At 43.4% G+C, this 26,110-nt stretch carries 20 protein-coding genes; 3 read left to right on the top strand and 17 right to left on the bottom strand.

Translation table 11 applies throughout. From position 1 onward, the window contains the following. Nucleotides 1-56: 56 nt before the first annotated feature. The 9 genes from PBAL39_RS20030 to PBAL39_RS20070 form a co-directional block, all read right to left on the bottom strand. Entirely contained in the window at nucleotides 57-503 is a 447-nt protein-coding gene (locus tag PBAL39_RS20030) for a protein-disulfide reductase DsbD N-terminal domain-containing protein (RefSeq protein ID WP_008244996.1), read from the bottom strand. Between the two features lie 213 nt (nucleotides 504-716). Further along, nucleotides 717-2,123 (bottom strand): efflux transporter outer membrane subunit, encoded by a 1,407-nt coding sequence (locus tag PBAL39_RS20035; protein WP_369750749.1) that lies wholly within the window; start codon nucleotides 2,121-2,123, stop codon nucleotides 717-719. A 33-nt stretch (nucleotides 2,124-2,156) separates the two neighbouring features. Then, the gene (locus PBAL39_RS20040) at nucleotides 2,157-5,351 is read right to left on the bottom strand and encodes an efflux RND transporter permease subunit (RefSeq protein WP_008245000.1); all 3,195 of its coding nucleotides are present in this window, start codon (nucleotides 5,349-5,351) and stop codon (nucleotides 2,157-2,159) included. Between the two features lie 8 nt (nucleotides 5,352-5,359). Continuing rightward, nucleotides 5,360-6,496 (bottom strand): efflux RND transporter periplasmic adaptor subunit, encoded by a 1,137-nt coding sequence (locus PBAL39_RS20045; protein WP_008245001.1) that lies wholly within the window; start codon nucleotides 6,494-6,496, stop codon nucleotides 5,360-5,362. A 161-nt stretch (nucleotides 6,497-6,657) separates the two neighbouring features. Then, nucleotides 6,658-7,257, bottom strand: coding sequence for a TetR/AcrR family transcriptional regulator (locus tag PBAL39_RS20050; RefSeq protein WP_008245003.1), 600 nt, complete (start codon nucleotides 7,255-7,257; stop codon nucleotides 6,658-6,660). A 134-nt stretch (nucleotides 7,258-7,391) separates the two neighbouring features. Further along, nucleotides 7,392-8,750 (bottom strand): hypothetical protein, encoded by a 1,359-nt coding sequence (locus PBAL39_RS20055; RefSeq protein WP_157274129.1) that lies wholly within the window; start codon nucleotides 8,748-8,750, stop codon nucleotides 7,392-7,394. A gap of 3 nt (nucleotides 8,751-8,753) precedes the next feature. Then, nucleotides 8,754-10,742, bottom strand: coding sequence for a hypothetical protein (locus PBAL39_RS20060; protein WP_157274130.1), 1,989 nt, complete (start codon nucleotides 10,740-10,742; stop codon nucleotides 8,754-8,756). Between the two features lie 90 nt (nucleotides 10,743-10,832). Beyond that, nucleotides 10,833-11,510, bottom strand: a complete 678-nt coding sequence (locus tag PBAL39_RS20065; protein WP_008245009.1) for a hypothetical protein — start codon at nucleotides 11,508-11,510, stop codon at nucleotides 10,833-10,835. Between the two features lie 54 nt (nucleotides 11,511-11,564). Beyond that, nucleotides 11,565-12,686 carry a glycoside hydrolase family 18 protein gene (locus tag PBAL39_RS20070; protein WP_039867228.1) on the bottom strand — a complete coding sequence of 374 codons (1,122 nt, stop codon included), beginning with the start codon at nucleotides 12,684-12,686 and terminating at the stop codon, nucleotides 11,565-11,567. A 116-nt stretch (nucleotides 12,687-12,802) separates the two neighbouring features. On the opposite strand from PBAL39_RS20070, the gene PBAL39_RS20075 reads away from it, so the two are divergent. Continuing rightward, a complete protein-coding gene (locus tag PBAL39_RS20075; RefSeq protein WP_008245013.1) occupies nucleotides 12,803-13,840 on the top strand; it encodes a LacI family DNA-binding transcriptional regulator in 1,038 nt (345 codons plus the stop codon). On the opposite strand, the gene uxuA is transcribed toward PBAL39_RS20075, so the two are convergent. After that, nucleotides 13,837-15,018, bottom strand: a complete 1,182-nt coding sequence (gene uxuA / locus PBAL39_RS20080; RefSeq protein ID WP_008245014.1) for a mannonate dehydratase — start codon at nucleotides 15,016-15,018, stop codon at nucleotides 13,837-13,839. The two genes, PBAL39_RS20075 and uxuA, sit on opposite strands and share 4 nt — an antisense overlap. Before the next feature lie 313 nt (nucleotides 15,019-15,331). Further along, the gene (locus tag PBAL39_RS20085; RefSeq protein ID WP_008245017.1) at nucleotides 15,332-15,670 is read right to left on the bottom strand and encodes a helix-turn-helix domain-containing protein; all 339 of its coding nucleotides are present in this window, start codon (nucleotides 15,668-15,670) and stop codon (nucleotides 15,332-15,334) included. A gap of 310 nt (nucleotides 15,671-15,980) precedes the next feature. Here PBAL39_RS20085 and PBAL39_RS20090 point away from each other — a divergent pair, with 310 nt between their 5' ends. Beyond that, entirely contained in the window at nucleotides 15,981-16,238 is a 258-nt protein-coding gene (locus PBAL39_RS20090) for a hypothetical protein (RefSeq protein ID WP_008245022.1), read from the top strand. Between the two features lie 21 nt (nucleotides 16,239-16,259). Here the strand turns inward: PBAL39_RS20090 and PBAL39_RS20095 are convergent, their stop codons facing one another. From PBAL39_RS20095 to PBAL39_RS20110, 4 genes are all read right to left on the bottom strand, one after another. Beyond that, entirely contained in the window at nucleotides 16,260-17,975 is a 1,716-nt protein-coding gene (locus PBAL39_RS20095) for a GMC oxidoreductase (RefSeq protein ID WP_008245024.1), read from the bottom strand. Nucleotides 17,976-17,984: 9 nt separating this feature from the next. Continuing rightward, nucleotides 17,985-18,482 carry a gluconate 2-dehydrogenase subunit 3 family protein gene (locus PBAL39_RS20100; protein WP_039867231.1) on the bottom strand — a complete coding sequence of 166 codons (498 nt, stop codon included), beginning with the start codon at nucleotides 18,480-18,482 and terminating at the stop codon, nucleotides 17,985-17,987. A 163-nt stretch (nucleotides 18,483-18,645) separates the two neighbouring features. Further along, nucleotides 18,646-22,065: a DEAD/DEAH box helicase gene (locus PBAL39_RS20105; RefSeq protein ID WP_008245027.1), complete on the bottom strand. Its 3,420-nt coding sequence runs from the start codon at nucleotides 22,063-22,065 to the stop codon at nucleotides 18,646-18,648. A 62-nt stretch (nucleotides 22,066-22,127) separates the two neighbouring features. After that, nucleotides 22,128-22,679, bottom strand: a complete 552-nt coding sequence (locus tag PBAL39_RS20110) for a 5'-3'-deoxyribonucleotidase (RefSeq protein WP_008245028.1) — start codon at nucleotides 22,677-22,679, stop codon at nucleotides 22,128-22,130. Nucleotides 22,680-22,835: 156 nt separating this feature from the next. Between PBAL39_RS20110 and PBAL39_RS20115 the strand changes: the two genes are divergently transcribed. Continuing rightward, nucleotides 22,836-23,585, top strand: a complete 750-nt coding sequence (locus PBAL39_RS20115; RefSeq protein WP_008245029.1) for a DeoR/GlpR family DNA-binding transcription regulator — start codon at nucleotides 22,836-22,838, stop codon at nucleotides 23,583-23,585. Nucleotides 23,586-23,637: 52 nt separating this feature from the next. On the opposite strand, the gene PBAL39_RS20120 is transcribed toward PBAL39_RS20115, so the two are convergent. Further along, on the bottom strand, nucleotides 23,638-25,263 hold the full coding sequence (locus tag PBAL39_RS20120) for an NADP-dependent glyceraldehyde-3-phosphate dehydrogenase (RefSeq protein ID WP_008245030.1): 1,626 nt from the start codon (nucleotides 25,261-25,263) through the stop codon (nucleotides 23,638-23,640). 49 nt (nucleotides 25,264-25,312) lie between these two features. Then, on the bottom strand, nucleotides 25,313-26,110 hold a 798-nt coding region (locus PBAL39_RS20125; RefSeq protein ID WP_008245031.1), incomplete at its 5' end, for an MFS transporter.

The following is a 26,110-nucleotide window of genomic DNA, read 5'->3' on the forward strand; positions in this document are numbered from 1 at the left end:
CAGTCAGGAAACCGGGGTTCTGAAATTCGCTGTAAGTAAATCCTCTGGTCAGAAGACTATTTTACAGGAATAGAGAATTCGATAGTTTCTGGCGGAAGACACTGTTTGTCATCACAAACCATAAACTCTAAGCTACCTTTTACAGTAGCCGTTTTTGCATTTAACTTCACCTTTTGCTGAAAGATTACCGATTTCTCAAAATAGGTAAGGTTCATATCAAAGGCTTTCTCAAATTTAACAATGCCCTTAGGCTCTACCGTTTTACCCACCAGTTTGTACGCACTCGAAGGCGTAAACTGGAATGATGTTTTTACCGGTCCACCATCAGCAATGTTTTGAGAGTAAAGGTGCCATCCCTCATCAACTGTTGCTTTCAAATACAAAACAGCTTCAGTAGCTGATGTTTTTTTTGCCGCATAGCTCCACTTCACCGGTTTGAGGATCTGGCTGCTTGCAGAAAAACTTAGGAATAATCCTGCAGCGAGTAAGAATAGGTTTTTCATTTATTGTTTTTTTATGTGTTACAAACTTATATAAAATTGCCGCAGCCTGTAGGCTGTTTTTTGTCAAATAAGACGACAAAAGCGTTGAATAGTTTAATTGCAAATGCAATAATATCGTCAGCCTTAATCTACAATTGACGCCAATGTTAGATAATTCCCTTTAAAATGGATAGTTTATGATATAAAAATTACAGTAGATGAAAAATATCCCCCTTAAAATCCCCCGCCCAGAGCTCGATATAAAGAAACTGCAGCAGTCAGTCTTTCGGTTCTGATGGTTGCCAGGTCAAGTTCGCTTTGCAACGAATTGCTTTGGGCAGTAATCACCTCCAGATAGTTTGCCATGCCATTTTTAAATAGCAATCCAGCGTTTCTCAGGGCTTGGTTTAAGGTCAGTGTTCTTCTTGATGCAATGTCAAACTGAAGGTTTAACTTCTCTATCCGCACCAGCTCATCCGACACCTCGCCGGCAGCAACGAGCACCGATTGACGAAACTGGATCACTGTTTTCTCCCGTTCGATCAGGGAGCGTTCATAGTTGGTGCGTAACATCCTGCGTTGAAAGATGGGCTGGGTAAGTCCGCCGGCGACTGTACCGAACAGAGAGGCGGGCATGGTAAACCAGTTGCTCGCTTTAAACGAATTCAGTCCACCGGCTGCGGTGATTGTTAATGAAGGATAAAGGTTTGCTTTCGAAACTCCAACCTCAGCATTTGCAATGTTGAGCTGAAGCTCGGCACTTCTTACATCAGGCCTTCTTGCGACCATCTCGGAAGGCACTCCTGCTGTCAGCGTTCCATCTAACGGAACCTCCGCCAGACTGCTGCTTCTTGAGATACTGCCAGGGAAATTTCCGGTAAGTATACGGATCCCATTTTCCTGTACCGCAATCTGTTGCTCCAGCGAGGGGATTAGCTGTGCTGCCACCATCTGCTGCGCCTCGGCCTGCTGGATCGCTAATGAAGTCACCTGACCTGCACTGTACTGCATCCTGATGATGTTCAGGGTGCTGTCATTCAGACTAAGGTTTCTTTTTGCAATTGCCAATTGCGCATCCAGCATCATCAGCCTGTAGTATCCACTGGCAATGCTGGCAACCAGCCTGGTTTGAATCGCTTTTTTTGCTTCTGTGGTTTGCAGATAGCCCGCAAGCGCAGCCTGCTTTCTGCTCTTTATCTTACTCCAGATATCAGCCTCCCAGCTCAGCCCCAGATTTGCGTTATAATCTTCGACGTGACTGGTGTTCAGAAACTGACTTGTACTGAGGCCATTCAAGCTATTGTCGGAAGGCCTGTTTGAATTGGCCGTAACCTGCAGGTTCAGCTGAGGCAGATTGCCCAGACGGGACTGCTTATAATTCAGCTCTGCAGACTCCATATTCTTCAACGCTACTTGTAAGTCGTTGTTTTTCAACAACGCTGTATCCAGCAACGACTGGAGGTGAGGGTCTTTAAAGAACTCCTTTACAGACAGCCTGGCGACACTTGATGTGTCGCCGGTAGTGTTTACATTCCTGAAAGTCTCAGGGATGCTGTCTTTGGGGATGGAGAGGTCTTTGGATACTTTACAACCTGCCAGAACTACCAGTAGCAATATCGGGACAAGTTTATGAACAGACATACTCATATTTTTATCAATTGATTTCATGATGTATTAAGAATAGATAATTGTCGCCTCTGGGTTTATTTTCACCTCAGGGCCGGATGCATTTTTTGTCGTTGGCTGACCGCTGATTTTCTCCTGCAGGTATTGAAAGATGATGAACAGTACAGGGATGATAAACAGACCCAGTACTACTCCAAACACCATCCCTCCTGCTGCACCGATACTGATGGAATGGTTCCCCAGTGCTGAAGGGCCTGAGGCACTCATCATCGGTACCAGTCCGACTATAAAGGCAAGTGAAGTCATGATGATTGGTCTTAACCTAAGCTTGGCTGCTTCCAATGCCGCCGAGGTAAGGCTCTTGCCATTTTTTCTCCGCTGAACTGCATACTCGACAATCAGGATGGCATTCTTGGCAAGTAACCCAATGAGCATGACAAGGGCAACTTGGACATAGATGTTGTTCTCTATTCCGGCAAAACCGATTGCTGCAAAGACACCGAAGATACCTGTAGGAATAGAAAGTACAACCGCCAAAGGAAGGATGTAACTTTCATATTGCGCCGATAGCAGGAAGTAAACAAACAGCAGACAAAGACCAAAAATAATCGCAGACTGCCCGCCTGAAGAAATCTCCTCTTTGGTAAGACCGGTGAACTCAAAAGAATAACCCAGAGGAAGGTGTTTTTGAGCCACTTCTTCTACAGCTTTAATTGCATCTCCAGAACTATAGCCTGGTTTTGCCACTGCATTTACGCCAATAGAATTGAAAAGATTGTATCGCGAGGCGGTTTCCGCTCCATAAACCCGCTTAAGACTTACCAATGTATTGATGGGTACCATCTCTCCCTGCCGGTTTTTTACAAAAACAGCATCCATAGCCGAAATATCGGCCCTTTCAGCCACATCGGCTTGCACCATCACCCGGTAGTATTTACCAAACCTGTTAAAGTCAGAGGCCTGTGCACTACCAAAATAGGCCTGCATGGTCTGTAAGATATCCTTTACACTCACGCCAAGTTGTTCCGCTTTGATGTCGTCAACCTGTAGCTCAAGCTGCGGATAGTCTGCTTTAAAAGTGGTAAATGCCACTGCAATTTCCTCCCTTTTCATCAATTCAGCAAGGAAGTTATTCGAGAGGTTGCTGAACTTATCCAGCTTACCACCGGTTTTATCCTGTAATACAATATCAAGACCGTCAACATTACTAAATCCCGGGACAGTAGGAAAGGTGAATACGAAGAAGCTGGCACCTTTGATTGAACCCAGTTTCATGCGTATATCTCCCATGATGTCATTGATGTTTTTTAACTTACCACGCTCCTCAGTCGGTTTCAGCAACACAAATGCTACACCTGCTGAAGGACTGGTGGATTGTGTCAAGATGTTGAAGCCTGAAAGGACGTTCAACAAACGATTGGATTCCATTGGCATCAGGATTCCCTCTGCCTCTTTTAATACGGCCGTGGTGCGGTCCAGCGAAGCTCCTGCCGGCATGGAAAGGGCGATCGCGATAAATCCCTGATCCTCTGAAGGAATAAATCCCGTAGGTGTTCTTTTCACCATCCATACTGTAGAGAGCGTAACCAATAACAATCCGGTTAGCCCTACCCATTTATGGCGGATCAAAAACCTCAGGGCTGACATATATTTACTGGTCAACCTGTTAAAGCCTGTGTTAAAACCCAGAAAGAAGCGCTGAGAAAAACTGCGCTGTACGGGCTTGCCATGACTCTCGTGATGGACATTTTTCAAAAATAAAGCGCACAATGCAGGACTCAAAGTCAGCGCATTTACTGCGGATATCACAATTGCAATGGCCAGGGTAAACGCAAACTGGCGGTAGAACACTCCTGTTGAGCCTTCCATAAAACCTACCGGTAAAAATACCGCCGACATCACCAGTGTGATGGAGATGATGGCTCCTGTAATCTCCTGCATTGCTGAAGCTGTTGCCTCCTTAGGGGGCAGATTTTCATACTCCATTTTCGCATGGACCGCTTCAACGACTACGATTGCGTCATCGACCACAATACCGATGGCAAGTACGAGCGCAAAAAGTGTCAGCAGGTTGATGGAGAACCCGAACACCTGCATAAAGAAAAATGTACCGACAATCGCTACCGGGACTGCGATGGCTGGAATTAAGGTAGACCTGAAGTCCTGAAGAAAAACGAACACCACGATAAAAACCAGGATAAACGCCTCGATCAGCGTATGCTTCACCTGATCAATAGATTGATCGAGAGAGACTTTTGTACTGTATAAAACGTGGTATTTTACGCCCTTAGGGAAATCCTTTGAGGCCTTTTTCATGAAGTTGTCAATGGATATCTGAATCTCGTTTGCATTTGAGCCGGCCAATTGTAATATGCCGATGTCTACCCCTGGCTTGCCATTGATGCGGGTAAGACTTCCGTAGGTATACGCGCCAAACTCGACGCGTGCAACATCTTTCAACCTCAGCACAGAGCCATCTGCATTTGACCTGATGACCATGTTTTCATAGTCCTTGGGCTGATTTAACTTTCCTTTATACTTGATGACATATTCAAAAGCGTTATTGCTGCTTTCACCGAATTTTCCGGGTGCAGCCTCCAGGTTTTTGGATTGTATGGCAGCCATGACCTCATTGGGCATGAGCTTGTAGGTGGCCATCTGCGTAGGATTAAGCCACACGCGCATCGAATAGTCTTTACTGCCTCCAAAAATTGAAGCTGACCCTACACCGGGGATACGTTTGATCTCCGGGATCAGGTTAATCTGCGCGTAATTCGCCATAAAAATCTGATCGTAGTCAGACGAATTTTCCGTATAAAGATCCAGCACCATGATCAGGCTGTTCTGCTGTTTGGCTGTTGTGATACCTGCCTGAACAACCTCAGAAGGAAGCTGGCTGGTAGCCTGCGAAACCCTGTTCTGGACGTTCACCGCCGCCTGATCCGGATCGGTGCCCAGTTTGAAATATACAGTGATGACAAGTGAACCATCATTACTGGCAGTAGAACTCATGTAGCTCATATTTTCCACGCCGTTAATAGACTCTTCAAGCGATGGTGCCACCGAACGAAGTACCGTTTCGGCATTTGCTCCGGGGTAAAGTGCCGTTACCTGTACCGCGGGAGGGGCGATATCTGGAAATTGCTGTAAGGGCAGTTTACTCAGCCCGAGTACACCAAATATGACCAGTAAGATAGAGATCACAGTAGCAAGGACTGGTCTCTGAATAAATATTTTAAACATGATAGATTTTAATTAACAGCTACTTTTAATGTTGATTCTTTTGAAATTTCCGGCTTGACGGCATCTCCGTCCTTTAACAAGTCCATACCTTTAGCCACAATGCGGTCTCCTGTTTTTAAGCCATTACTGATCAAGTAATTGGTACCGCTCATGCCAATTACTTTAACCGGCTGCCTGGACACCTTATTGTCTTTATCCAGGGTATACACGAAAACTTTATCCTGCATCTCAACGGTGGCCGACTGAGGGATCAAAATCGTTCCTTCATGTTGCAGGCTCAGTCTTACCGTTCCCGTGTTTCCGGAGCGTAGTACACCTTTATCATTTGAAAAGGTTGCCCTCAGCGTGATTGCCCCGGTGTTCTTATCGAACTGGCCATCTACCATATCGATGTGTCCTTTGTGGGCATAAGCCTGATTATCCGTCAACAGCAATGATACAGGCGGCAGTTTTTTTAAGTTTCCTGTAGATGCAGCATTATCATACTTCGCATTGAAAGCAACAAAGTCGGCTTCAGCAAGTGAAAAGTAAACATGAACCTCATGTACATCAGAAAGTTGCGTTAGAGGCATTGGGTCTGCAGCGGAAACCAGACTTCCTTGTTTTTTAGGCAAGCGGCCAATGTATCCGCTTACAGGAGCCTTGATCAAAGTATAGCCTAGGTTGATCTGAGCAGTGGCGACTGTAGCTTTGGCCTGCGAAACAGTAGCCAGCGCAATCTGGTGTGCTGTTTTCGCCGACTGCAGCTGAATCTCTGACACAACCTTATTTTGCACCAGTGGAAGGAGTTTATCGATTTCCAGCTGAGCATTTAATACAGATGCTTCCGCTGCGCGCAGATTGGCCTTTGCATTATTCAATTGCTCGCGATAGGGAAGCTCATTGATTTTGAATAACGGCTGACCAGCCTTAACAGCCGCACCTTCGTTCACATAGAGGTGTTCCAGATAACCGCTGACCTGCGGGCGGATCTCTACGTCCACTGCTCCTTGTATAGAAGCGGGATAATCAAGGAAAGTAGTTTCCGTAGAAGTATTGATGGCAATTACCGGTAGACTTTGCGCTGCCGGTGCAGCAACCTGCAGCTTTTCATTGGAGCAGCTGTACAGAAAAGATATGGCGATAAGTAGCGTTGTTGCTTTCATAACGTTATTAGATCGTTTAACAGTGTTAAGTGCTTTGGCGTAAAAGGGTAAATATTTCATATGATTTGTTTGTATGTGCGAATTGTATAACGAGTTTAAGTCATTTAACAGTGTTAAACGACACTGTCAAAAAAACCAGGGCTTTCCCTGGCACGTGTTATTTAATTATCTATAAATTTTATGATGCCCTTAAGGGCGTCACTAAGAATATGTTGATTGGTTTCATTGTCGGTACCTTTCCTGACGAAATTAATGGAGATCAATCCATGCACAACAGACCAGAATGTAAAATACTTTCGGTTGACCAATCGCTCATCCGGTGGATTATCAGTCATTAGTTCCTTAATGGCATCACTTATGATTCTTTTGCTGGCTTCTGCTTCCGGAAATGTCTTCATCAGCTCACAACAGTTCATGTCCACACCGTACATCAACTGATAGAGTTCTTTGTATTTAAATGCAAAATTCCAATAAGCCATCCACATCTGTTCCAGCTGATCTTCAACGCGTTCATGTTTGCTTTTTGCAGCTGTTAGTTCTTGATTCAAAATCACATAACCTCTTCTGGTGAGTTCGAGAAGAATCCCCTCTTTATTATCAAAGTACTCATAAATGATAGGTGCGGTATATTCGATTTTATCCGCAATCTTTCTCATGCTCAATGCCTGCCACCCATCTTCTTTCACGATATCAAGTGCCGCATCCAAAATGTTCAGGCGGGTCTCATCTTTCAATCGCTGTATCCGTTCTTTACTTCCCATTATATGATGTAAATAAGCGTAAATAATCTAACACTGTTAAGCAAAGGTAAATACTAAAAGGGATTAAACCATCATCCCTTTGTCAAAGAAACAAATGCTGACCAACCATTTGATTGTAGAAACGTATGAAACAGCTAGTTACAAGATTCATAACGAACCATCTGAAGAAATGAATTCACATCTTTTTTGACAAAAAGCAACTCCGCATATAGATTGGCGCGTTGCCCATCGAGCTTTTCTGCCTGGACAGTAAATGTACTCAGCAGTTTTGTAACCTGTTCCGGAACCGGAATATTTTTCCATTTTTTAATCGCCTGAAAATTAATGTCCGCTGAAAGAAAGTAAGGATTAGGACGACGTACGGCTTTGGGTATTTTCCTTTGAAACGTATTCATCGTCATCATTCCCGGATCAGAATCATCAAAAAAGACTTTGAATAAAGGAAATAAGCGGGCATTCAGTTGCGTGTTGTCGTTAATGATCCCAGTTGCAGATAAGTAGCGGGACATTCCTGGAGCAGCGCCATCTATGGAGATGGAAATCTCAGGTACTGCTACATCTTTTACAACCGTTTTGGCCACCTTTTCAAAATTTTCATCATATTCATAACTGATAATATTTTCTTGCTGGCTGACCATCCCTCCCACATAGAAATCCATGTAATTTCCATAATGACAAAGCAGGCTATCCGTATTTATTTTATTCCCTTGCCAATTGATATGCCGATTGCCAAGCAGCTTATGCAGATCGCCGCTAAACCAACCTCTCAATACTGCATTGTCGGGAAAATCAGATCGGACGTTCGGTTTCGCTGTAATGCCCAGGCCACTAATGGGGATACTGCCCTCAGCGGTGATTGCACCATCGCTGAATTGCAACTTACCGCTGGTCCCCGGGCCAGACCAGGATACATGCGCCTTACTACTTTTTAACGGCGACAACAACGCAGAATTGCCTGTCAACATCTTTCTGTGTAAAATCAGGTCTTCCAGAATATCCACGACATTTGCCCTGGAAAGGCTATATGATATGGCAATATCGTTTTCATTGAAAAGAACTTTGAATTTGTTGTCTTTACTTGACGCCATAAAACGCGCTTCCGCACCTGGTACGGCAGTGATCTGGAAATGCAAAACCTTAGTCAGGTAACTTTTTAAGGCGTCAATGTCTGCAACAGGCAGACTGCAGAAATACGTGGATGCAGATCGCCCGGACACGTTATAAATGAAAGCATTTGCGGGAACATGCAGACCATTCCCGGCTCCCGACTTAGTTGCAGGGCCACAACCCGAACCGAGATAATCAGAGGGATTACTAAAAAAATCGGCTGCCATAGTTTTCAAAACGTTGTCCAGATTGAGCCTGAAAATTAGAGCGGCCTTTTCATGTATCCTGTTGTGGTAGGATCTGTGCTGTCTCCATTCCAGATAGCCGTATAAACAAAACATCAGCAATATTGCTATTGCTGATGTGAATAACCATTTTCTCTTCATTGACTATTTCAGACTTGTGGAAATGACATCAAACAGGTACCTCAGTGCGTTGGGTTGCCCTTCGGGAATATCCATGCTCATTTCTCCTGAAATCAGGTTTCCATTGATTTTGTTTGATTTTAAGCGGATATCACCCAAGCTGCGTAATGTTTTCTGTGTTTTATCCTGAGCCTGTCCAAATAAACCAGCCGGTAACCTTGCATCTAATTTCTTAGGACTAAAATACCCGCTGAAATTACTTGCGAGCAACATCTTTCTATCAATGGCATTGATTTTAGATTGATAGGTATTTGAACCAATCTGCGACAGCTGCGCCTCATCTGTGCCCATAAATACGATTCCATCTTTAATGGTAAAGTATAAAGCTAATGGACTTTTAGGAATCGCCAGCTCATAATAAGTATTTTTGTTTTTCACCATCTCCTTTTTAACACCATAGGCAATGAGTTTTTCAGTGAGCCTGGTATCATCAGAAGAATACATAAATAAGAAATCAGGAAGCGTCTCCTGTTTTGTTTTGGTGACCTCAGTGGTTTCAAAATTCTCCTCATTATAGTCGTAGGCCTTATAGCTTACTTCCTTTGAGCTGAGACCATTGAATACGAACAAGGCGTCTCCTTTAACCACTTTTCCGATCGCTTCTTCATCAAGCAATAAGGAGAACAGGTCGGTTGCCATTTCCACTTCATCCTTAAAAAAGGTGCCGTAAACCTTGGAGATCAGTTTAGGGTATTCCTGAAGGTAAGCCTTAGTGTCTACAGAATAACCCATATAGCCAATCATTTTGTCCTCATTGACATAATTCAAAAACTTTTTATTGAGCTTTCTCTTGTGTATTTTCTTAACAGCAGCTACCATTTCATCGTTAACTACAAGGCCTGCGCTCGTACGGATGGTTTTTTCCTCCAGGAAAACCTTAAAATTCAGACTACCATATCCACTAAAAAAGTCCATGCCTTTAAAGTAATTGGTAGGCATATAAGCTTCGGTCAGCTTGTTCAGTCCAGGGATCCATACACTTACTTCCGCAGCGTTGTCTATGTTTTTGACAAAATCTTTATTGCCTGTTATAGATGGCAGATCATTACGGTCAAAGACCTCGGCGACCATCGCCGCAGCCCAGCCACCCACGATTGCTTTTTTTATTTTTTCATTTTCGAAATAGGCATTGTTATAACCGGAATACTGGTCGTCAACAGCATACGCTGTGTCAGCAACAATCTCTTCCGCTACGGGATATTCTTCCACCACCTCTTCTTTTACCGGTACCTCAACCACAGGGGCAATTTTCTTTTTAGCTGTGTTTTTGTGAACACCTTTTCCCTTGCCTTTTTGCTTGTTGCTGGCGTTGGCTTTTTTATTTTTAACAGAAGGTATTTTCTTGGCCGGTGGCGGGGGTGGCGGCGCAACAACAACTTCTACGACGTCATCCGCCTCGGTATAGTCCACAGTTGTAGTGGAGTCGATCGTAACTTCTGTTCCTGGTAATCCAGGATAGGATTGCAGGCCAAGTCTTGAAGAAACATCCGGAAGGGCAAAATAACTGCTTTTGCCTTCAGCTGCGACAAATAGTAAAAATTTGTCATTCCAATAGGTAATATTTGTAGAGTCACTTTCAAAAGAAGTCCGTAGACTGCCATTGGTATTGAACTTTTTCCCTGACAGGCTAAAAATCTGGTCGAGCTTCCCTGCATTTTTCACCGGTGCAAGAAAACAATTGTAGCTTACACTGTCATTACTCTGATGATAGTAGTAAAAGTTGGCAGATAGGTCCAGCCCTAGATCATCAATAGATTTAAAGCTACCATTCGATTCCCTGGAAAGTTTACTGATAATTTCCTTTCCAATAAAAGTGGTGTCAAAATCCTTTATTGCCATCAGTTCGGTAAGGTTCCCCCCTTTTACCGTAACTACAGCGAGTGCATCCGCAGGAATTTTTCTGGATAAGTCCTGCGCCCCGGCAACAGTACAGAACATAGTAAGTCCTGTCACAAGCGTGCATTTGAGAAAGTTGGTCATGTTGATCATAAGATGTTAATTGTTCAGATGTAATTTTTTAAGGTGTATTGAAAAAACGCAGCATTATTTTGTCAGCGTGACGGTGTTGGAGATATTGGCTTTACCGTAAATCAAGGGAAGAATTCCAACATTTAACATCACCGCTTTTTTTGTCTTAGATACTTTTGCCAGTGGATTAGTTACACTGGTCACAGGATTCTGAAATCTGTAGATGCTGGTATAAGTCGCTTCTTTGAAAACATTTCTCACCTCAGGTTTCAATTTGTTATACTCCGACAAGGCTTGCCGGTTGTAGAGGTATGAACGCTGAAAGCTCTGCTTAAGGGAGTTGAACGTGTAAGATGAATTCCCCATCGTCTTCACCTTCATTCTTTTCAATATGTTATCGCTAAGATGATTGATGTTTGATATGTTATTAAAAGCAAAACTCACACTTACAATGTAATTCTCCAGGTCTACTGATTTGTTGACATTGCTGATTCCCGGTGAATTTTTCAGATAGGTTACCACTTCATTCATCTCCTGATGAATACGCTGGCTGGAAGGAACTTTATATCCGTTAATACTATCCATCAACATTATTGAGGCGACTTTCGTTTTGCTGGCACTGAGGTTTACCGTTAAATTAACTGTTCCGGTACCATTTTTATTGAAGTTAACCTCTTCAATAATCTGAAAACAGGAAGAAAACAGGCAAAGGATAGAAATTAATAATAAATAGGTAAATTTTCTCTGAGGCATAAAACGGGATAGATGGATGCGAATCAATTTACCAAAGATAGCATATCCGTTTGTTTATTTTATTGCTTTCACAATTTCATTCAAAAGATATTCTTTTGGATCGGAATCGTACTCCCAGAACATTACGCCGCCCAATCCATGCTTTTGTACATATTTGCATTTTTCCTGCACAGACCACTCGCTATCGTAGGTGATCAGCGAATTTGTTTCCGGGTTAAAGAGGTACTCCGCTTTGGCCGCCTCGTCTCTGAACTTACGATAACCTCCTTTGTTGACTAAACTATCCTTAATTACGGTATATCCTTTTCCGAATGAACCAGAAAGATATTGGGCACCGATACCGCTTACAGAACCTGACGCCACCTGCGAGTTCCTGCCGTAAAACGCAATACCCATCACTAACTTTTCAGCGGGCACCCCTGCAGCAACAAAAGCAGAAATGGTCTGGTCTGCAGAATGAACACTTGGATAGGATTTGGAGGCATATAAGTTGGTATGGTGTCCTGCAATTTTTCCGGAATACATATCATAAGTCATCAGGTTGATAAAGTCGAGGTAAGCTGCCGCTTTTGGCATTTCTGTAAAGTTGAGAAACTCCGCGAAGCCGCCGACGGCAGTGGTGAGGAGCTTATGCTGACCTTCTTCTTTTTCCAGGACATCAAGCTCCGTACGTAAAGACTCGAACATGAGTGTAAAGTTTTCCTTATCCGCTGCCCGCACAACATTCCCCTCCTCGCCAGGTTGCCCCGGATATTCCCAGTCAATATCGATCCCATCTAAATGGTATTTCCTGATGATGGCAACTGCGCTGGCGGCAAAACCAGCTCTTGAACTATCTGATAATACTGCATCTGAGAAATGCTCACTCCAGGCCCAGCCCCCAATGGAAATCAGGACCTTAAGCTTTGGATTCTTCTTTTTCAAGGACAATAATCTCCTGAAGTTAGTCGTATCCGTCTTCTCATTAGTCAGAAATGCCCTGTTACCCTGTACATCAACAAAGGCATAGTTGATGTGGGTCAGCTTTTCGGCCGAAATTTTGTCGGTGTCAATCAAGCCCCGGAACCCACCCACATACCCAATGACCACTTTTCTTTGCTGATCCTTTCTCATTGAGGAGAAAAGCACCGACGAAACCAATAAAACACAGCTGCATAGGAGGAGATTATTTTTCATAAAATAAAGTGATTACCGTAACAAGACCATTGTAATTTATGAAATTATAGAAAATATGTTAAATATATCCTTCATTAATTGCAATTTAGCTTAACCAAATCCGTCAATATACAAGCATGAATCACAGTATTACCCTTAGAGATATTGCCCAGGCACTGAACTTGTCGACCTCCACGATTTCCAAAGCCTTAAATGACAGTCATGAAATTGGTGAAGCAACAAAAAAGAAGGTGATGGCCTATGCGGCTCAGCACCATTACGTCGCCAATAGAATGGCAAAGGGTTTAAAACAAGGTAAAAGCCGTTCGATTGGGGTCATTGTCTGCTCGCTCGACAATACCTTCGCAGCCCAGATGCTTGACGGTATCGATAAAGCCACGACCAACAAATCGTACCAGGCGATTATCATGCAGAGTAAGGAATCTCAGCGGAAAGAAATTGACTGCATGGACTTACTGTATGCCGGTGGCATTGACGGATTGCTGATTTCACCAGCGTGTGAGACCAACGATTTCAATTATCTTAAGGGGCTTCAGGAAGCCGGTCTGCCGGTGGTATTGTTTGACAGGCTTACCGACGAGATCGATGCATATAAAATTGGAGTGGACAATTTCAAAGGTGCTTACGAAGCTACCAGTCACCTGATCAACAGGGGCTACAAAAAAATTGCTCACCTCAATACACAGACAAATCTCAGTATTTCCACAGACAGGTACAATGGTTTCAGGCAAGCCTTGTCGGATCATGAAATCGATTTCGATAGTTCGTACCTCAGGTTTTGCGATTACACAGATAAGCACAAGCTTAATGCTGACCTGGAGGCTGCCTTGTCTGATTTTATGGCGATGCCGGAGCCTCCGGATGCTATATTTACTGCGACAGATCAGATTACTACACGATGTGTGGCCCTGATGAACAAATTAGGCTATAAAGTTCCACAGCAGTTGGCCATTATCGGATTCACCAATACGGACCTGGCAGATGCAATGAACCCTGCATTGAGCACAATTCATCAGCCTGCCTTTGAAATGGGAAAAATGGCAGCGGAAACATTGATCAAACTCATCGAAAGGAAAAATATCGATCAGGAGGATAAAACGGTCAGGCTACAAACAGAAATTCAGATCCGGTCATCCACAACGGCAAAACCTTAGTCGGATGCACCACTACCTGACAAGCCCAACTCAAGGCCCCTCAACTCTGCCAGCCCACGTAACCTACCAATTGCCGAGTATCCTGGGTTAGTGACTTTATGCAGGTCATCCAGCATTTGATGCCCATGGTCGGGCCGAAAAGGAATAGGTGTTGCCCTAAGTCCATTTTCCTTGACAACAGCCTTCATGATCCCATACATATCAACATCTCCCTCCAAATGGTCCGCCTCATAAAAACTTCCTTCTGCATCTTTGATCACATTTCTGAGGTGAAGAAAATACACACGCGATTTTACGCTTTCAAATATCTCCGATAGATTGTTCGTTTTACCCGCACCTAGAGAGCCTGTACAGAAGCAAATTCCATTGAAGGCCGAGTCCACTCCATTCAAGATCCATTCAAGATCTGCTTTTGTGCTCGCTATCCTGGGCAATCCCAAAATAGGATATGGCGGGTCATCCGGATGGATGGTCATTTTGATCTCTTCCTGCTCGCATGTTTCCCGGATCTGGCTTAAAAAGTAAAGCAAATTCTGCCTTAAACCTTCAGTTCCGATTTCTGAGTATACGTCAATGCTATGCTGCAACACCTCAAGCTCAATCTCCTGTTCATTTGGAATGCCCATTAAAACATTTGTCTTCAGTAAACGCAGCTCATCTACAGTCATAGACTCATATCTACGGACCGCCTGGATTTTAATGGACTCATCGTAATCACGCCCGGCATCAGTCCTCTTTAAAATGTAAAGGTCAAAAATTGCCAGATCAATCCAATTGAAGTAGAGCGCTTTAGATCCGTCATCCATCATTTTGTCCAGTTGTGTCCTTGTCCAGTCAAGAACAGGCATAAAATTGTAACAAACGGTCCGCACTCCACAGGATGACAAATTACGAAGCGTACTGATATAATTGGCGATATATACATCCGCATCGGCTGCCCTTGTTTTAATGGATTCGTGAACAGGGACACTTTCCACTACAGACCATGTCAATCCAGCTGCTTCAATGATATTCTTTCGGGCGATGATGTCTTCAACCGACCATACTTCACCATGTGGTACGTGATGCAGTGCGGTGACAATTCCCTTTGCTCCGGCTTGTCTAACATCCTCGAGTGTCACTGGATCTGAAGGACCATACCAACGCCATGTCTGTATTAGCTTTTGATTTCTATTCATTGTTTAATGTATATTCAATGTTAGACAAATTTTAACATTGTATAATCAGACAAAAGACTAAAAATTTACGATAACGTTTTCGATGACAACCGGCCTTGAAAAATTCTCAGGAAAGGAGAATTTTAGCATACTGATGTAGATTTTAACTGGGAGACCGTATTAAAAACCAAAGTCCTTAATAGGTAAAAGGAATTACCAGAGGCTTAACAAAATTCACCCTCACATCGTTTCTATGACTACATATACAGACATAAAAACTTATTAAAAGTAAAGCTTACAAAAGCCTCTGGTTTAACTCTTTAAATTAATTAAGTTAAGCGTTTTTATTCCGTTGATCTTCCTTATCATACAGGTCGATCAATTTGCTTTGTAAGCGAATAACTGAAGCTTCCAATTGACTTATTTTGTCTTTTAGCTGCTCAATAATCTGGATGTGTTCACTCACTCCTTCTTCCCCAACATCCAGAAATTCACGTAATGACAAACCATGAACTTCAGCAATTTGATTTATCCTGCTGAAGTTAGGATCCGTAATACTTGTTTCTAATTTTGAGTAAGCTGGAATCGAAATGTCCAACAGATCGGCCATCGCTTTTTGGTTAACGCCCTTCTTCTGGCGTAAGATTCTGAATTTCTCCCCTAATGTTTTCATAATGATATTATATTTAAAAACCCCTATTTGAAATAAATTTAAGAAATATTAAATATAATATTATCATATTATTACAAAATTTTGAAAACACTCACCAATCGCGTTCATTTTCAGCCAGAAAAAAATAGGAATCATTCTCAAATTTGAGTAAATGAGAACTTTATATTGTTCTGAAATCCACGGTGATTTGTACCAGCGATCTTGTTTTTTCTTCCTGACCAAAAAGATGAGAAGAAAACATTCATAAGTCTAAAAGACAATTAGTTAAAAAAACTAATCCTTACTTTGCCTCCAGATAAAAGCACCCAACATGATCGCCACCGACAATCCCGAGAAGCCGGGAAAACTTATGAAAAGAAAGAAAATACCTGCCACAATCACCAGAGAAAATAAAAATAAAAAACCTTTCAAAAAAGATTCCATTTTGAAAGCAGCGACCACTGCAAATAGTAAAAATGTTAAAGCGAGTACTTGTAGAAACATGGTGGATTTGAGATTATTCAAAGTGAAGTTAGTGTTAACAAACAACAATACCATATTTTTCAAGCTAAAAGTTCCCTGCCCCTGAGACTAGAGGACAGGGTACCCCTCAAAGTTCATTCTTCCTCATCATCGAAACCGCATAGTCAACAGCGCGTGCGGTCAACGCCATATAAGTTAAAGATGGATTCTGTGTAGATGTAGACGTCATACACGCCCCATCGGTGACAAAAACATTCTTGCAGGCATGTAACTGATTCCATTTATTGAGTATTGATGTTTTGGGATCATATCCCATCCGGACACCCCCCATCTCATGAATATCCAGTCCCGGAGCCTGAGAAGAAACATTCGGTGTAATATTTTTGAATCCAGCCTCAGTAAACATTTCGGTCATCTGCTCAATGTAATCCTGTTTCATCTTCGCATCATTATCATCATAGTCAACCGAGATCTTCAGCAGCGGTATTCCCCAGTCGTCTTTTTTACTGGCATCAAGTTTTACATAATTGCTTTCCTTAGGAATGGTTTCGCCCATCATATGCGAGCCCACACGCCAGGGTCCCAACTCCTTATTCAACAACTGCGCCTTGAGTTCAGCACCAAAACCTGAAGTGTCACGCAGGGGACTTCTTGACGCATTAAAGCCTGCCGCATAACCTCTCTTGAAATCTGTCTCTTGTTTTAATAGATTTCTAAACCTTGGCATATATCCGCCATCGGACGGATTTCTCCCATCCTTGGTAAATTCTTTTAGACCATCATATTCTGCACTGATCCTGGCGCTATAGTTATGAAAAGCCACATATTTACCAAGCACCCCGCTGTCGTTGCCCAATCCCTGTGGGAAGCGCGTTGATGTCGAGTTGAGTAAGATCAAATTGGTATTTATTGCCGCAGCGTTCACAAAGATTACCTTAGCATAGTACTCGGTCACTTCTTTTGTGTTGGTATCCACCACACGCACGCCCGTCGCTTTCCCCAATCTGTCATCATAGATGACTGATTCTACAACAGAAAAAGGTTTTAGTGTAAGGTTGCCGGTCTTTTCAGCCCAAGGTAATGTAGAAGAATTACTGCTGAAATATCCACCGAAAGGACAGCCTCTCTGGCAAAGCACCCGATTCTGGCATTGCCCTCTCCCCTGATCAAAATGAATCTGCTTCGGCGCTGAGAGATGAGCACACCTGGAACTGATCACATGGCGGTTTGCATACTTGCTCCCCACCACCTTTTTGAAATAGTCTTCTACAGCATTAAGGGGGTATGCTGGCAAAAAATCTCCGTCCGGCAGGGCCTGAAGCCCATCCTTATGCCCGGAAATACCAGCAAACCGCTCTACATAACTGTACCATGAGTCGATGTCCCGGTAACGTATCGGCCAGTCCACAGCAAAGTCGTCGCGTTTAGGCCCCTCAAAATCAAAATCACTCCAGCGTTGTGTTTGCCGTGCCCACAATAAGGATTTCCCGCCAACCTGATAACCCCTGATCCAATCAAACGGCTTCTCCTGAACATAAGGATGTTCTTTATCCTTCACAAAAAAATGCATCGCATCCTCCCTAAACGCATAACACCTGCTGGCAATGGGACTTTCCTCACGAACCGCCTGCGTAAGTTCTCCGCGGTGTTCAAATTCATAGGGGTATTTGTTCGTTGTGGGATAATCTACAATATGTTTCACATCCCTGCCCCGCTCAAGAACAAGGGTTTTTAATCCTTTTTCTGTAAACTCCTTTGCTGCCCAACCACCACTGATTCCCGACCCCACCACAATGGCGTCAAAAGTATTTTTCTTTCTGCTATCTATATTGATATTTGCCATCTCTTTCGTTTATGCTGTTTTAACAGGAAAATATCCATTATACCTTCCGGGAACAAGTTCCCAGATTACCAGATTACTCATTACATACTTAGAATTGAGATAGCCCCCAATCACACGACCTTTCATGATGCGGTAAAAATCTACCGATGCTTCAGGAATCCCCGGCTTGCCGGAGTTGACTTCTGCAATACGATTTTTTAGCTCGTCCGCGTTAAGCCCTTCAAAATAAGCCAGCCCCTTCGTAAACTTAAGCTGATCTTCAGGTGCACTGCAGTCATCTACCATCTTTAATACGAACAGATGCAGCTTTAAATCCTTTGCCCCCGGAGTATCGGTTTTTGGAATCATTATTTCTGCGATATCAGCCAAAAGCTGCTCCTGACTAAGAGATATATCGAGATTTGAAAGGCTTAAAGTTGATTTGCCTTCATTTCGAAGACATGATGGCAGCAAAACAACTCCTCCTGCAAGTATCAATACTTGTTTTATTGCTAAACGTCTATTCATTAGTATGTGCTGTAATGCTAATGTATTAAATTTAATTTATTTCCTGATGGACGTAGGCCTTCATTAACGCATTTTGTGCAATTTTTTATAAAAAGATCACCACAGTTATTAAAAAAAATCAATAGGAATCCCTGATCTGAAAATTCCTGCAGTGGATAAAAACTTAAATTTTGTCTGAATTGCTGAACAAAGCCAATAGCTCCTTTTTAGTCAGGCGCTTGGATATAGAAGTATCCGTTTTTACCAGGTCTGTTACCAGATCCCTCTTGTGCTCCTGCATTTCCATGATTTTCTCTTCCACAGTATCAGGACAGATCAATCTTACCGCAACCACATTTTTATGTTGACCAATCCGATACGTCCGGTCGATCGCCTGATTCTCCACTGCAGGGTTCCACCAGGGGTCAACAATGTACACGTAATCGGCCTGCGTAAGATTCAGCCCGACGCCACCTGCTTTAAGGCTGATTAAAAATACACGGATACTTTCGTCATCCTGAAAGCGATCTACCACAGCCTGCCTATTCCTGGTTTGACCAGTAAGCATAGCAAACGACACTTGCCTTTTTTCCAGCTCTGCACGAATCAGGTTCAACATCCCTACAAACTGAGAGAAAACCAATATCTTATGCTGTGGGGATTTTGAAAGAATCTGCTCCAGCAGCACTTCCATTTTTGCCGATGAAGCACCGTAGTATTCATCGTCACTCAGCAACGACGGCGAGTTGCAGATCTGGCGGAGTTTCATAATCCCCTTTAGCACGTTCATGGTATCACTTGCGATTTCAGCATCGGTCTGGTTGGTAAGGTAGTCCCGGATTTCTCTTTCATAAGCATCATAAACCTTCCTCTGGTCCTCTTCCATTTCACAGTATATCACCATCTCCGTCTTATCGGGCAGCTCCGTTGCCACCTGACGTTTTGTTCTTCTCAGAATAAATGGATTGATCCGCTTTTGTAGCTTGCTGGCGACTTTTGCATCCTTAAACTGGTCAATCGGGGTGGAGTAAATAGCCCTGAAGTGCTGCTTGCTCCCGAGTAGCCCCGGACATGCAAAAGACAATTGTCCGTATAAATCAAAAGTATTGTTCTCCAGGGGCGTACCTGTAATCACAACTTTATTTCTCGACTGTAACATCCTTGCGGCCTTGTAACGCTGTGACTCCGGATTCTTGATGTGTTGTGATTCATCAAGAAAAATATAATTGAAACGATATTCTTTCAGGTAACGAACGTCAGTGAGCAGTGTGCCATAAGAAGTCAACACCACCTCATATTCATCGAAATCATCGGCAGATGTTGTTCTGTCGGCTCCATAAATTGTCTTTATCTTTACCGAGGGTGCAAATTTAGCAAGCTCGGACTGCCAGTTAAAAACCAGGGATGCAGGAACGACAACCAGATTGGTGTTCTTCTGCACCTTCGTCCGCTGCGAAAGTATAAAAGCAATGATCTGCACCGTCTTACCCAATCCCATATCATCTGCCAGGCAAGCACCGAAGTTAAAGTCATCCAAAAAATTCAACCAGTTTAGCCCCTCATGCTGGTACCGCCTCAAACTCGTATTCAGGCCTTCAGGCACCGGCACCTCAACAATGGTGTCTCCACCAGAAAATTTACCCCTGTACATCTGCAGTTCCTCCTGCAGAACCTCATCCATTTGTTGCGTCTCATACAGTTCTTCTAGCGCACTGAAGTTAATCTTGGACATCTGAATTTCATCATCGACTAATTCGCCTGCGTTAAAATAATCTGAAAACTTTTCAATCCATTCATCAGGAAGGATTCCTAAAGTACCGTCATCAAGTTTGATAAACTTCTGGCGGTTACGGATAGCGCGCTGCAAATGCCTTAAGGCTACCGTTTCTTTGCCGTAAGTGATCTTAATGGCAGTTTTAAACCAATCCATACCACTTCTTACCGCAATTTGCACGTTGGCTTTGTAGGCGCTCAACTTATTGTTCTTGAGCTTATTGAATCCCAATATAGTAATACCCTGCTTTCTCCATTGCTCAAACGCCTCCAAAAACCAATTGTCTTCCAGCAACCGAGATCTGTGTAAATAGAAGTTATCCGTCCTTTCCAGTTGCTCCCCAAAAAACGCGTGCTGCCTGCTGATGTTGGCGATAAACTGAAGCTCTGCATGTTCATCCCTTGCCACAATGAACCCACGGCCATTCCGATCTTTGGAGCGGATCTGCTTTCTTGATAATACCGGTACTTCAACATCCCCGTAGCGGATCACCGGATTAAACAGCACAAACTCGCCGGATTCAGACAAGTAAAGTACCGCTTCGTTGTCGAGATCAAACCCCTTCTCTTCCAGTTGTTTTTTTGATGCAGTTTTGAGATAACTATAATCAATCCTGATGTTCTGTTCGATCCTGGACAGTACCTCTTCCTGGAAAGCTTCAAATTTGGAACGATGAATCAGCAACCTGTCATGATGCCCCTTAAAAAAGTTGATCAGCCGAAGGAAGCCTTCATTTGCAATCAAATGATAACTGTCCTTCAATACCACAAAACAATGGTGCTTTAAGACCACCTGATCCAAAGAAAGTACACTGACGTCCAGGTTAAGCTTTCCAGAAATCTCATAAAAGTCACCCCTAACGTCCACCACCAGGTTAAGATCAGGGTTTAACAAGGTTAACGTAATCGGAGAAAGCCCATTGGCAGTAATGCTGTTGTGATTTCCAGAATCCTGAATATACACCTCAAGCTCCAAGGGATTCCTGGCTACAGCTTTAAAAGCATCAAGATCCGCAGTTGATCCACCAGGCTCGTAATTATTCTGGAACCTGGATATGCCACTATAAAACTTGATGACTTCGGGATCCACGGTGTTCCAGATCAGGTCAACCGGGTTCAGCGTCTGAACGGGATTTTTCAGTTTCCCATCCAACGCCCTGGCGCCCTCAACCAGGCTTAATACAAGATGGCCGTAGAAACGATGTTCACTAAACACAAGCGCCATCGCGGTACCGCCCGGCTGGCCCATAATTTTATGCTTATCCAAATCAGCAAAAGGCAGCACGGGCAATAATGCAGCGGCCAACTGGGCATTGGCCTTATCCGATGAAGCATACATCCCACTGATTTTCGAAACTATAGTCGTCTTGCCGTCCTCATACCGCAAGGTAAAGAAGTCACTCAGGATCGGCTCCTGCTCCAAACCATATTCAGCGGCTTTCAGCCGCATCTGCTCCTCGCGAAACCGGGCATCAAAAAAAAGACGTAGTGATGGGCGCTGATGAATATTATAAAGGGCACGCACCTCATGTTCACACAACTTCAACGCGCCATTCATACAGCCACAAAAAAGCCTGGTTTCATCACCTACCTGATGAATGGTCAGTGAGGGAAGGCCGGGCAGCGAAGATACATAACTAAAACAAGCACTGTTTAACTTAAGGTTATCTACTTTCATTTCGTAAAAACCTTTCGAACGGGTATCCACCTCGCCACTCAGGTGTTTCATCAGAAATAAGCTGAGGTGCTCAGAAAAATCTAAATTTAAAATGGTATAATATAAATCTCTAACTTCCTCAAAATCTGTTAAAGCATCTTCTCTGTCATCCATTCGCAGCAGCAGTCATTATTATTCAAAGCTTTAAAGATAATCAGAAATTGACAAAGCTGTCCCTAAGCCTCGATTAAATTCTCACGCCCCATCAACATCAGTACCTCAGCCCAGCTTTTCACCCTCACATGATGCGTTTTCTCAGAATTATGAGGCGCATCAAACATAATCGCCTTCCCTTTACAGAAATCAAGATTTTTACAATGGTCGTCAATCATGTAATCGGTATCAATAACAGACTTGTCGCCACAGAAAATGATATTCCTCCAGTCAATAAATGGAAAATACTCATCCAGCCACTCCCGTTTTTCAGAAAGACACTGCGGAAATTCCATTGCCGCAGAAACTACATACACTTCATAATGCTCCATCAGCTGTTGTACAGCCTCAACCGCTCCTGGCATTAATGGAATAGTTCTGAAAAACCCGGGTGTGTATACAAACTTTCTCACAGCTCCTTTATCGGGAAACCCCTCTGACTCCGGAACACCAAGACGTGCAGACCGCTCAATCTTCAGTCCATAATCCCGCTCATACCACAATTCAAACTGGGTCTCCACATCTGCCAGCACACCATCCATATCTATTGCAATTGTTTTCTTCTTCTTCGTCATAAATTAAATTCTTAGTTGCAAATATAGCAACAAATTGCAGAATTATGCGATATACATCATTTAATATTGCAATTAAATGCAATTATTACCTATTTTTGTTTGCAAGATCAAGTCAACCCTACAATAGATTGCAATATTTAAATATCTTTATAAATTATGATTAAAGCCGAGCGACTGCAACTCATCACAGAGCACATTTACAAGGAAAAAAAAGTATTATTGGCGGACCTCAGTCGTCTGCTCGACGTGTCAGAAGATACGGTTAGACGTGACATCAAAGAATTGTCAGACCAGGGATTACTTAAAGCCGTCCGAGGTGGAGCCATATCCCGCTCGTCAACACCTCATCACTACAGGGAGCGGGAACATTATGACGTCAGCCATAAACAAATCATGGCTGAAAAGGCAATCAGACATATCAAAAATGGCCAGGTTGTCTTATTTGATTCCGGCACCTCCGTTCTCGCAATTGCCACCCTCCTGCCCAGAGATCTGGAAATCACCGTCATTACCAATAGCTTTCCGGTCGCAAATGTACTGGAAGACCACCCCTCTGTCGAAGTGATCTTTCTCGGAGGCAGGTTAAACAAATCGTCATTCTCCACTGCAGGTCATGAAGTCATCCAGACCATCCGCGGCATCCGCCCCGACATCTGTTTCCTTGGAATATGCAGCATCGACCTGACCTCCGGAATTACCGGGATCAGCTATGATGATAGCCAGGTAAAAAAAGCGATGGTAGAAACTTCCAAACAGATTATCGCACTCGCAACATTAGAAAAACTGGGTACAACAGAGCCTTATTACATCACAAGTATGAATGATATAGACATCATCATCACAGACATCACACCAGAGCACGAAAGCCTTAGCTTATATAAAGATGCCGGTATAAGAATGGAATAACTCCTTTCTCAATACCGGCACTATTAAAATGTATACCTGATCATACCAGTCTCTAAAAAAGATATCTGGTACTTAAAAAATTCGAGCTATCACTCTTTACAATCTCGTTAATCAGTGCTTTGTTATTTTCATTGAGCTTGGAAGCGACCAGCGACCTGATTGAGAAAGACCGCAGTGCATCGACAACCGATAAGGTTCCTTCCGCACTATCTTTCCTTCCTGTAAAGGGAAAAACATCAGGACCACGCTGACACTGGCAATTGATATTCACACGACTTACCTGATTTACCAATGGATCAATCAATGTCGCAATCTCATGCTCATCATTACTGAAGACACTTACCTGCTGCCCGTGTGTAGAGTCAATCAGGTATTGTATCGGCTCCTCCAGGTCATCAAAAGCAACCACTGGAATTACCGGTCCAAATTGCTCCTCTGTATAGAGTTTCATTGCCTTACTCACCGGATAAACGATCGCCGGGTAAACAAAAGACTCATTTGTGCTGCCACCGTTTTCATTAATTACCTTGGCGCCATGCGCTTCTGCATCTAAAATGAGGTCCTTTAGATAAGCAGGCTTCTGCAATTCCGGCAAAGGGGTTAGCGAGACCCCCTCCTCCCATGGCATCCCGAACTTAAGCTTCGCAACCGCTGCCGACAATTGTTTAAGAAAATCATCAGCAAGACTCCTGTGGACAAAAACAATCTTTAATGCCGTACAACGCTGCCCGTTAAATGACAAAGCACCAAGTACCGTTTCCTGCACGGCAAGCGCCACATCAGCTTGTCCGGTTACAATGGCTGCATTTTTGGCGTCAAGCCCAAGTATCGCGCGCAGACGGTTTACCTTAGGATGGAGTTTTTTCAACTCATTGGCCACCTTACTTGAACCAATCAAGGTCAGCACATTGATCTGACCTGACTTCATCAGATCCGGGATAATTTTGTTGCCGCGTCCGTATATCGTATTGACTACACCTTTAGGAAAACTATCCCTAAACGCCTCCAACAAAGGATAATGCAATAAGGTTCCGTGTTTAGGCGGTTTAAACAACAAAGTATTCCCCATAATCAATGCGGGGATCAGGGTTGTAAACGTTTCATTAAGCGGATAATTGAAAGGTCCCATACACAACACAACACCGAGCGGTGAACGTCTGATTTGGGCGACAATCCCCTGCTCAATTGTGAACTGCGAAGAATGCCTGTCCAGATCCTTTAATGCGTCAATGGTGGCATAAATATATTCCACAGTCCGGTCAAACTCTTTTACCGAATCTGCATGAGACTTCCCGATTTCCCACATCAGCAGCTTTACAACGATCGCCTTTCGCTCAATGATCTTTTGCGTAAATTGTTCTACACAGGTAATCCGATTTGCCACACTCATTGTTGGCCATTCACCACGACCATTGTTGTAGGCGCTAACCGCTGCTTCAAGCGCCTCAGTGGCCTCGCGCTCGCCACACAAGGGATAGGTACCTATTACTTTCCGTTTCAACCCCTCGGGGCCTTGAATACATATTGGCGATAATACCTCGTGCACTTCACCTTCCCATACGCGCAGCTCCCCATTACTCAGGTATTCCCGTTGATGTACTTCTTCCTCCAGTTTATAGGCTGATGGAATACGATCCTCTTCCCAAAAAAGAGCATCCAGCTGTTCTTTAAAAGTCATATTTACAGTTTAAAAGTCATGGCGTCAATGTAAAGCAATTTAGTCGACGTTACAAATCTTTAATTGGTGAATATCTGGGAACTAACGCTTTCATGACAAACCAGGCCAATAAGTAAGCAACAGCACAAAAGCTGAACATAATGGTATATCCTGTCTGTGTATGTCCTAGTAATTTATAGTGATCAAACAAGGCACCTCCACATTTCGACACCACCACACCCCCCATTCCTCCGGCCATTCCACCAATACCGATTACAGAACCAATACTTCTCTTGGGAAACATATCGGACACCGTAGTAAAGATATTTGCCGACCAGGCCTGATGGGCGGAAGCGCCCACTCCAATCAACAACACCGGAATCCAGTAAGTCAGGTGTCCAAGTGGCTGCGCTGCCAATACCAACAACGGAAATAAGGCAATCACCAGCATCGCCCTCATGCGACCGTCATAAGCAGAATACCCTTTGTTCATGAAATACATTGGAAAATAACCTCCACCCACACTACCAATCATTGTCATGCTATACAATACCGTAAGTGGAAACATAATGTCTGTTCCCACCAGTCCATACTGCACTTTCAGATACGAAGGAAGCCAAAAGAGAAAAAACCACCATACTCCGTCGGTCATAAATTTACCAAAGGCAAAAGCCCAGGTCTGTTTATAGCCTAACAAATTGATCCACACTACTTTTTTTCCAGCAACTTCAATAGATTCTTCATCTTCATGATCACTATTGATGTAAGCAAGTTCTGCTGCAGACAGCCTTTTCTGGCGTTCAGGTTTATCATATAGCACGAACCAGAACCCCAACCATAAAAAGCCAACTGCACCTACCACAAAAAA

Source organism: Pedobacter sp. BAL39, assembly GCF_000170795.1.
Lineage (GTDB): Bacteria > Bacteroidota > Bacteroidia > Sphingobacteriales > Sphingobacteriaceae > Pedobacter.

Excerpts from the sequence above, each read along its gene's own strand:
- PBAL39_RS20085 (WP_008245017.1), bottom strand. The coding sequence starts at position 15,670 with ATGAAAACATTAGGGGAGAAATTCAGAATCTTACGCCAGAAGAAGGGC.
- PBAL39_RS20100 (WP_039867231.1), bottom strand. The coding sequence starts at position 18,482 with ATGAATAGACGTTTAGCAATAAAACAAGTATTGATACTTGCAGGAGGA.
- PBAL39_RS20035 (WP_369750749.1), bottom strand. The coding sequence starts at position 2,123 with ATGTCTGTTCATAAACTTGTCCCGATATTGCTACTGGTAGTTCTGGCA.
- PBAL39_RS20075 (WP_008245013.1), top strand. The coding sequence starts at position 12,803 with ATGAATCACAGTATTACCCTTAGAGATATTGCCCAGGCACTGAACTTG.
- PBAL39_RS20110 (WP_008245028.1), bottom strand. The coding sequence starts at position 22,679 with ATGACGAAGAAGAAGAAAACAATTGCAATAGATATGGATGGTGTGCTG.
- PBAL39_RS20115 (WP_008245029.1), top strand. The coding sequence starts at position 22,836 with ATGATTAAAGCCGAGCGACTGCAACTCATCACAGAGCACATTTACAAG.
- PBAL39_RS20050 (WP_008245003.1), bottom strand. The coding sequence starts at position 7,257 with ATGGGAAGTAAAGAACGGATACAGCGATTGAAAGATGAGACCCGCCTG.
- PBAL39_RS20090 (WP_008245022.1), top strand. The coding sequence starts at position 15,981 with ATGATCGCCACCGACAATCCCGAGAAGCCGGGAAAACTTATGAAAAGA.
- uxuA (WP_008245014.1), bottom strand. The coding sequence starts at position 15,018 with ATGAATAGAAATCAAAAGCTAATACAGACATGGCGTTGGTATGGTCCT.
- PBAL39_RS20045 (WP_008245001.1), bottom strand. The coding sequence starts at position 6,496 with ATGAAAGCAACAACGCTACTTATCGCCATATCTTTTCTGTACAGCTGC.
- PBAL39_RS20055 (WP_157274129.1), bottom strand. The coding sequence starts at position 8,750 with ATGAAGAGAAAATGGTTATTCACATCAGCAATAGCAATATTGCTGATG.
- PBAL39_RS20105 (WP_008245027.1), bottom strand. The coding sequence starts at position 22,065 with ATGGATGACAGAGAAGATGCTTTAACAGATTTTGAGGAAGTTAGAGAT.
- PBAL39_RS20120 (WP_008245030.1), bottom strand. The coding sequence starts at position 25,263 with ATGACTTTTAAAGAACAGCTGGATGCTCTTTTTTGGGAAGAGGATCGT.
- PBAL39_RS20040 (WP_008245000.1), bottom strand. The coding sequence starts at position 5,351 with ATGTTTAAAATATTTATTCAGAGACCAGTCCTTGCTACTGTGATCTCT.
- PBAL39_RS20065 (WP_008245009.1), bottom strand. The coding sequence starts at position 11,510 with ATGCCTCAGAGAAAATTTACCTATTTATTATTAATTTCTATCCTTTGC.
- PBAL39_RS20070 (WP_039867228.1), bottom strand. The coding sequence starts at position 12,686 with ATGAAAAATAATCTCCTCCTATGCAGCTGTGTTTTATTGGTTTCGTCG.
- PBAL39_RS20030 (WP_008244996.1), bottom strand. The coding sequence starts at position 503 with ATGAAAAACCTATTCTTACTCGCTGCAGGATTATTCCTAAGTTTTTCT.
- PBAL39_RS20095 (WP_008245024.1), bottom strand. The coding sequence starts at position 17,975 with ATGGCAAATATCAATATAGATAGCAGAAAGAAAAATACTTTTGACGCC.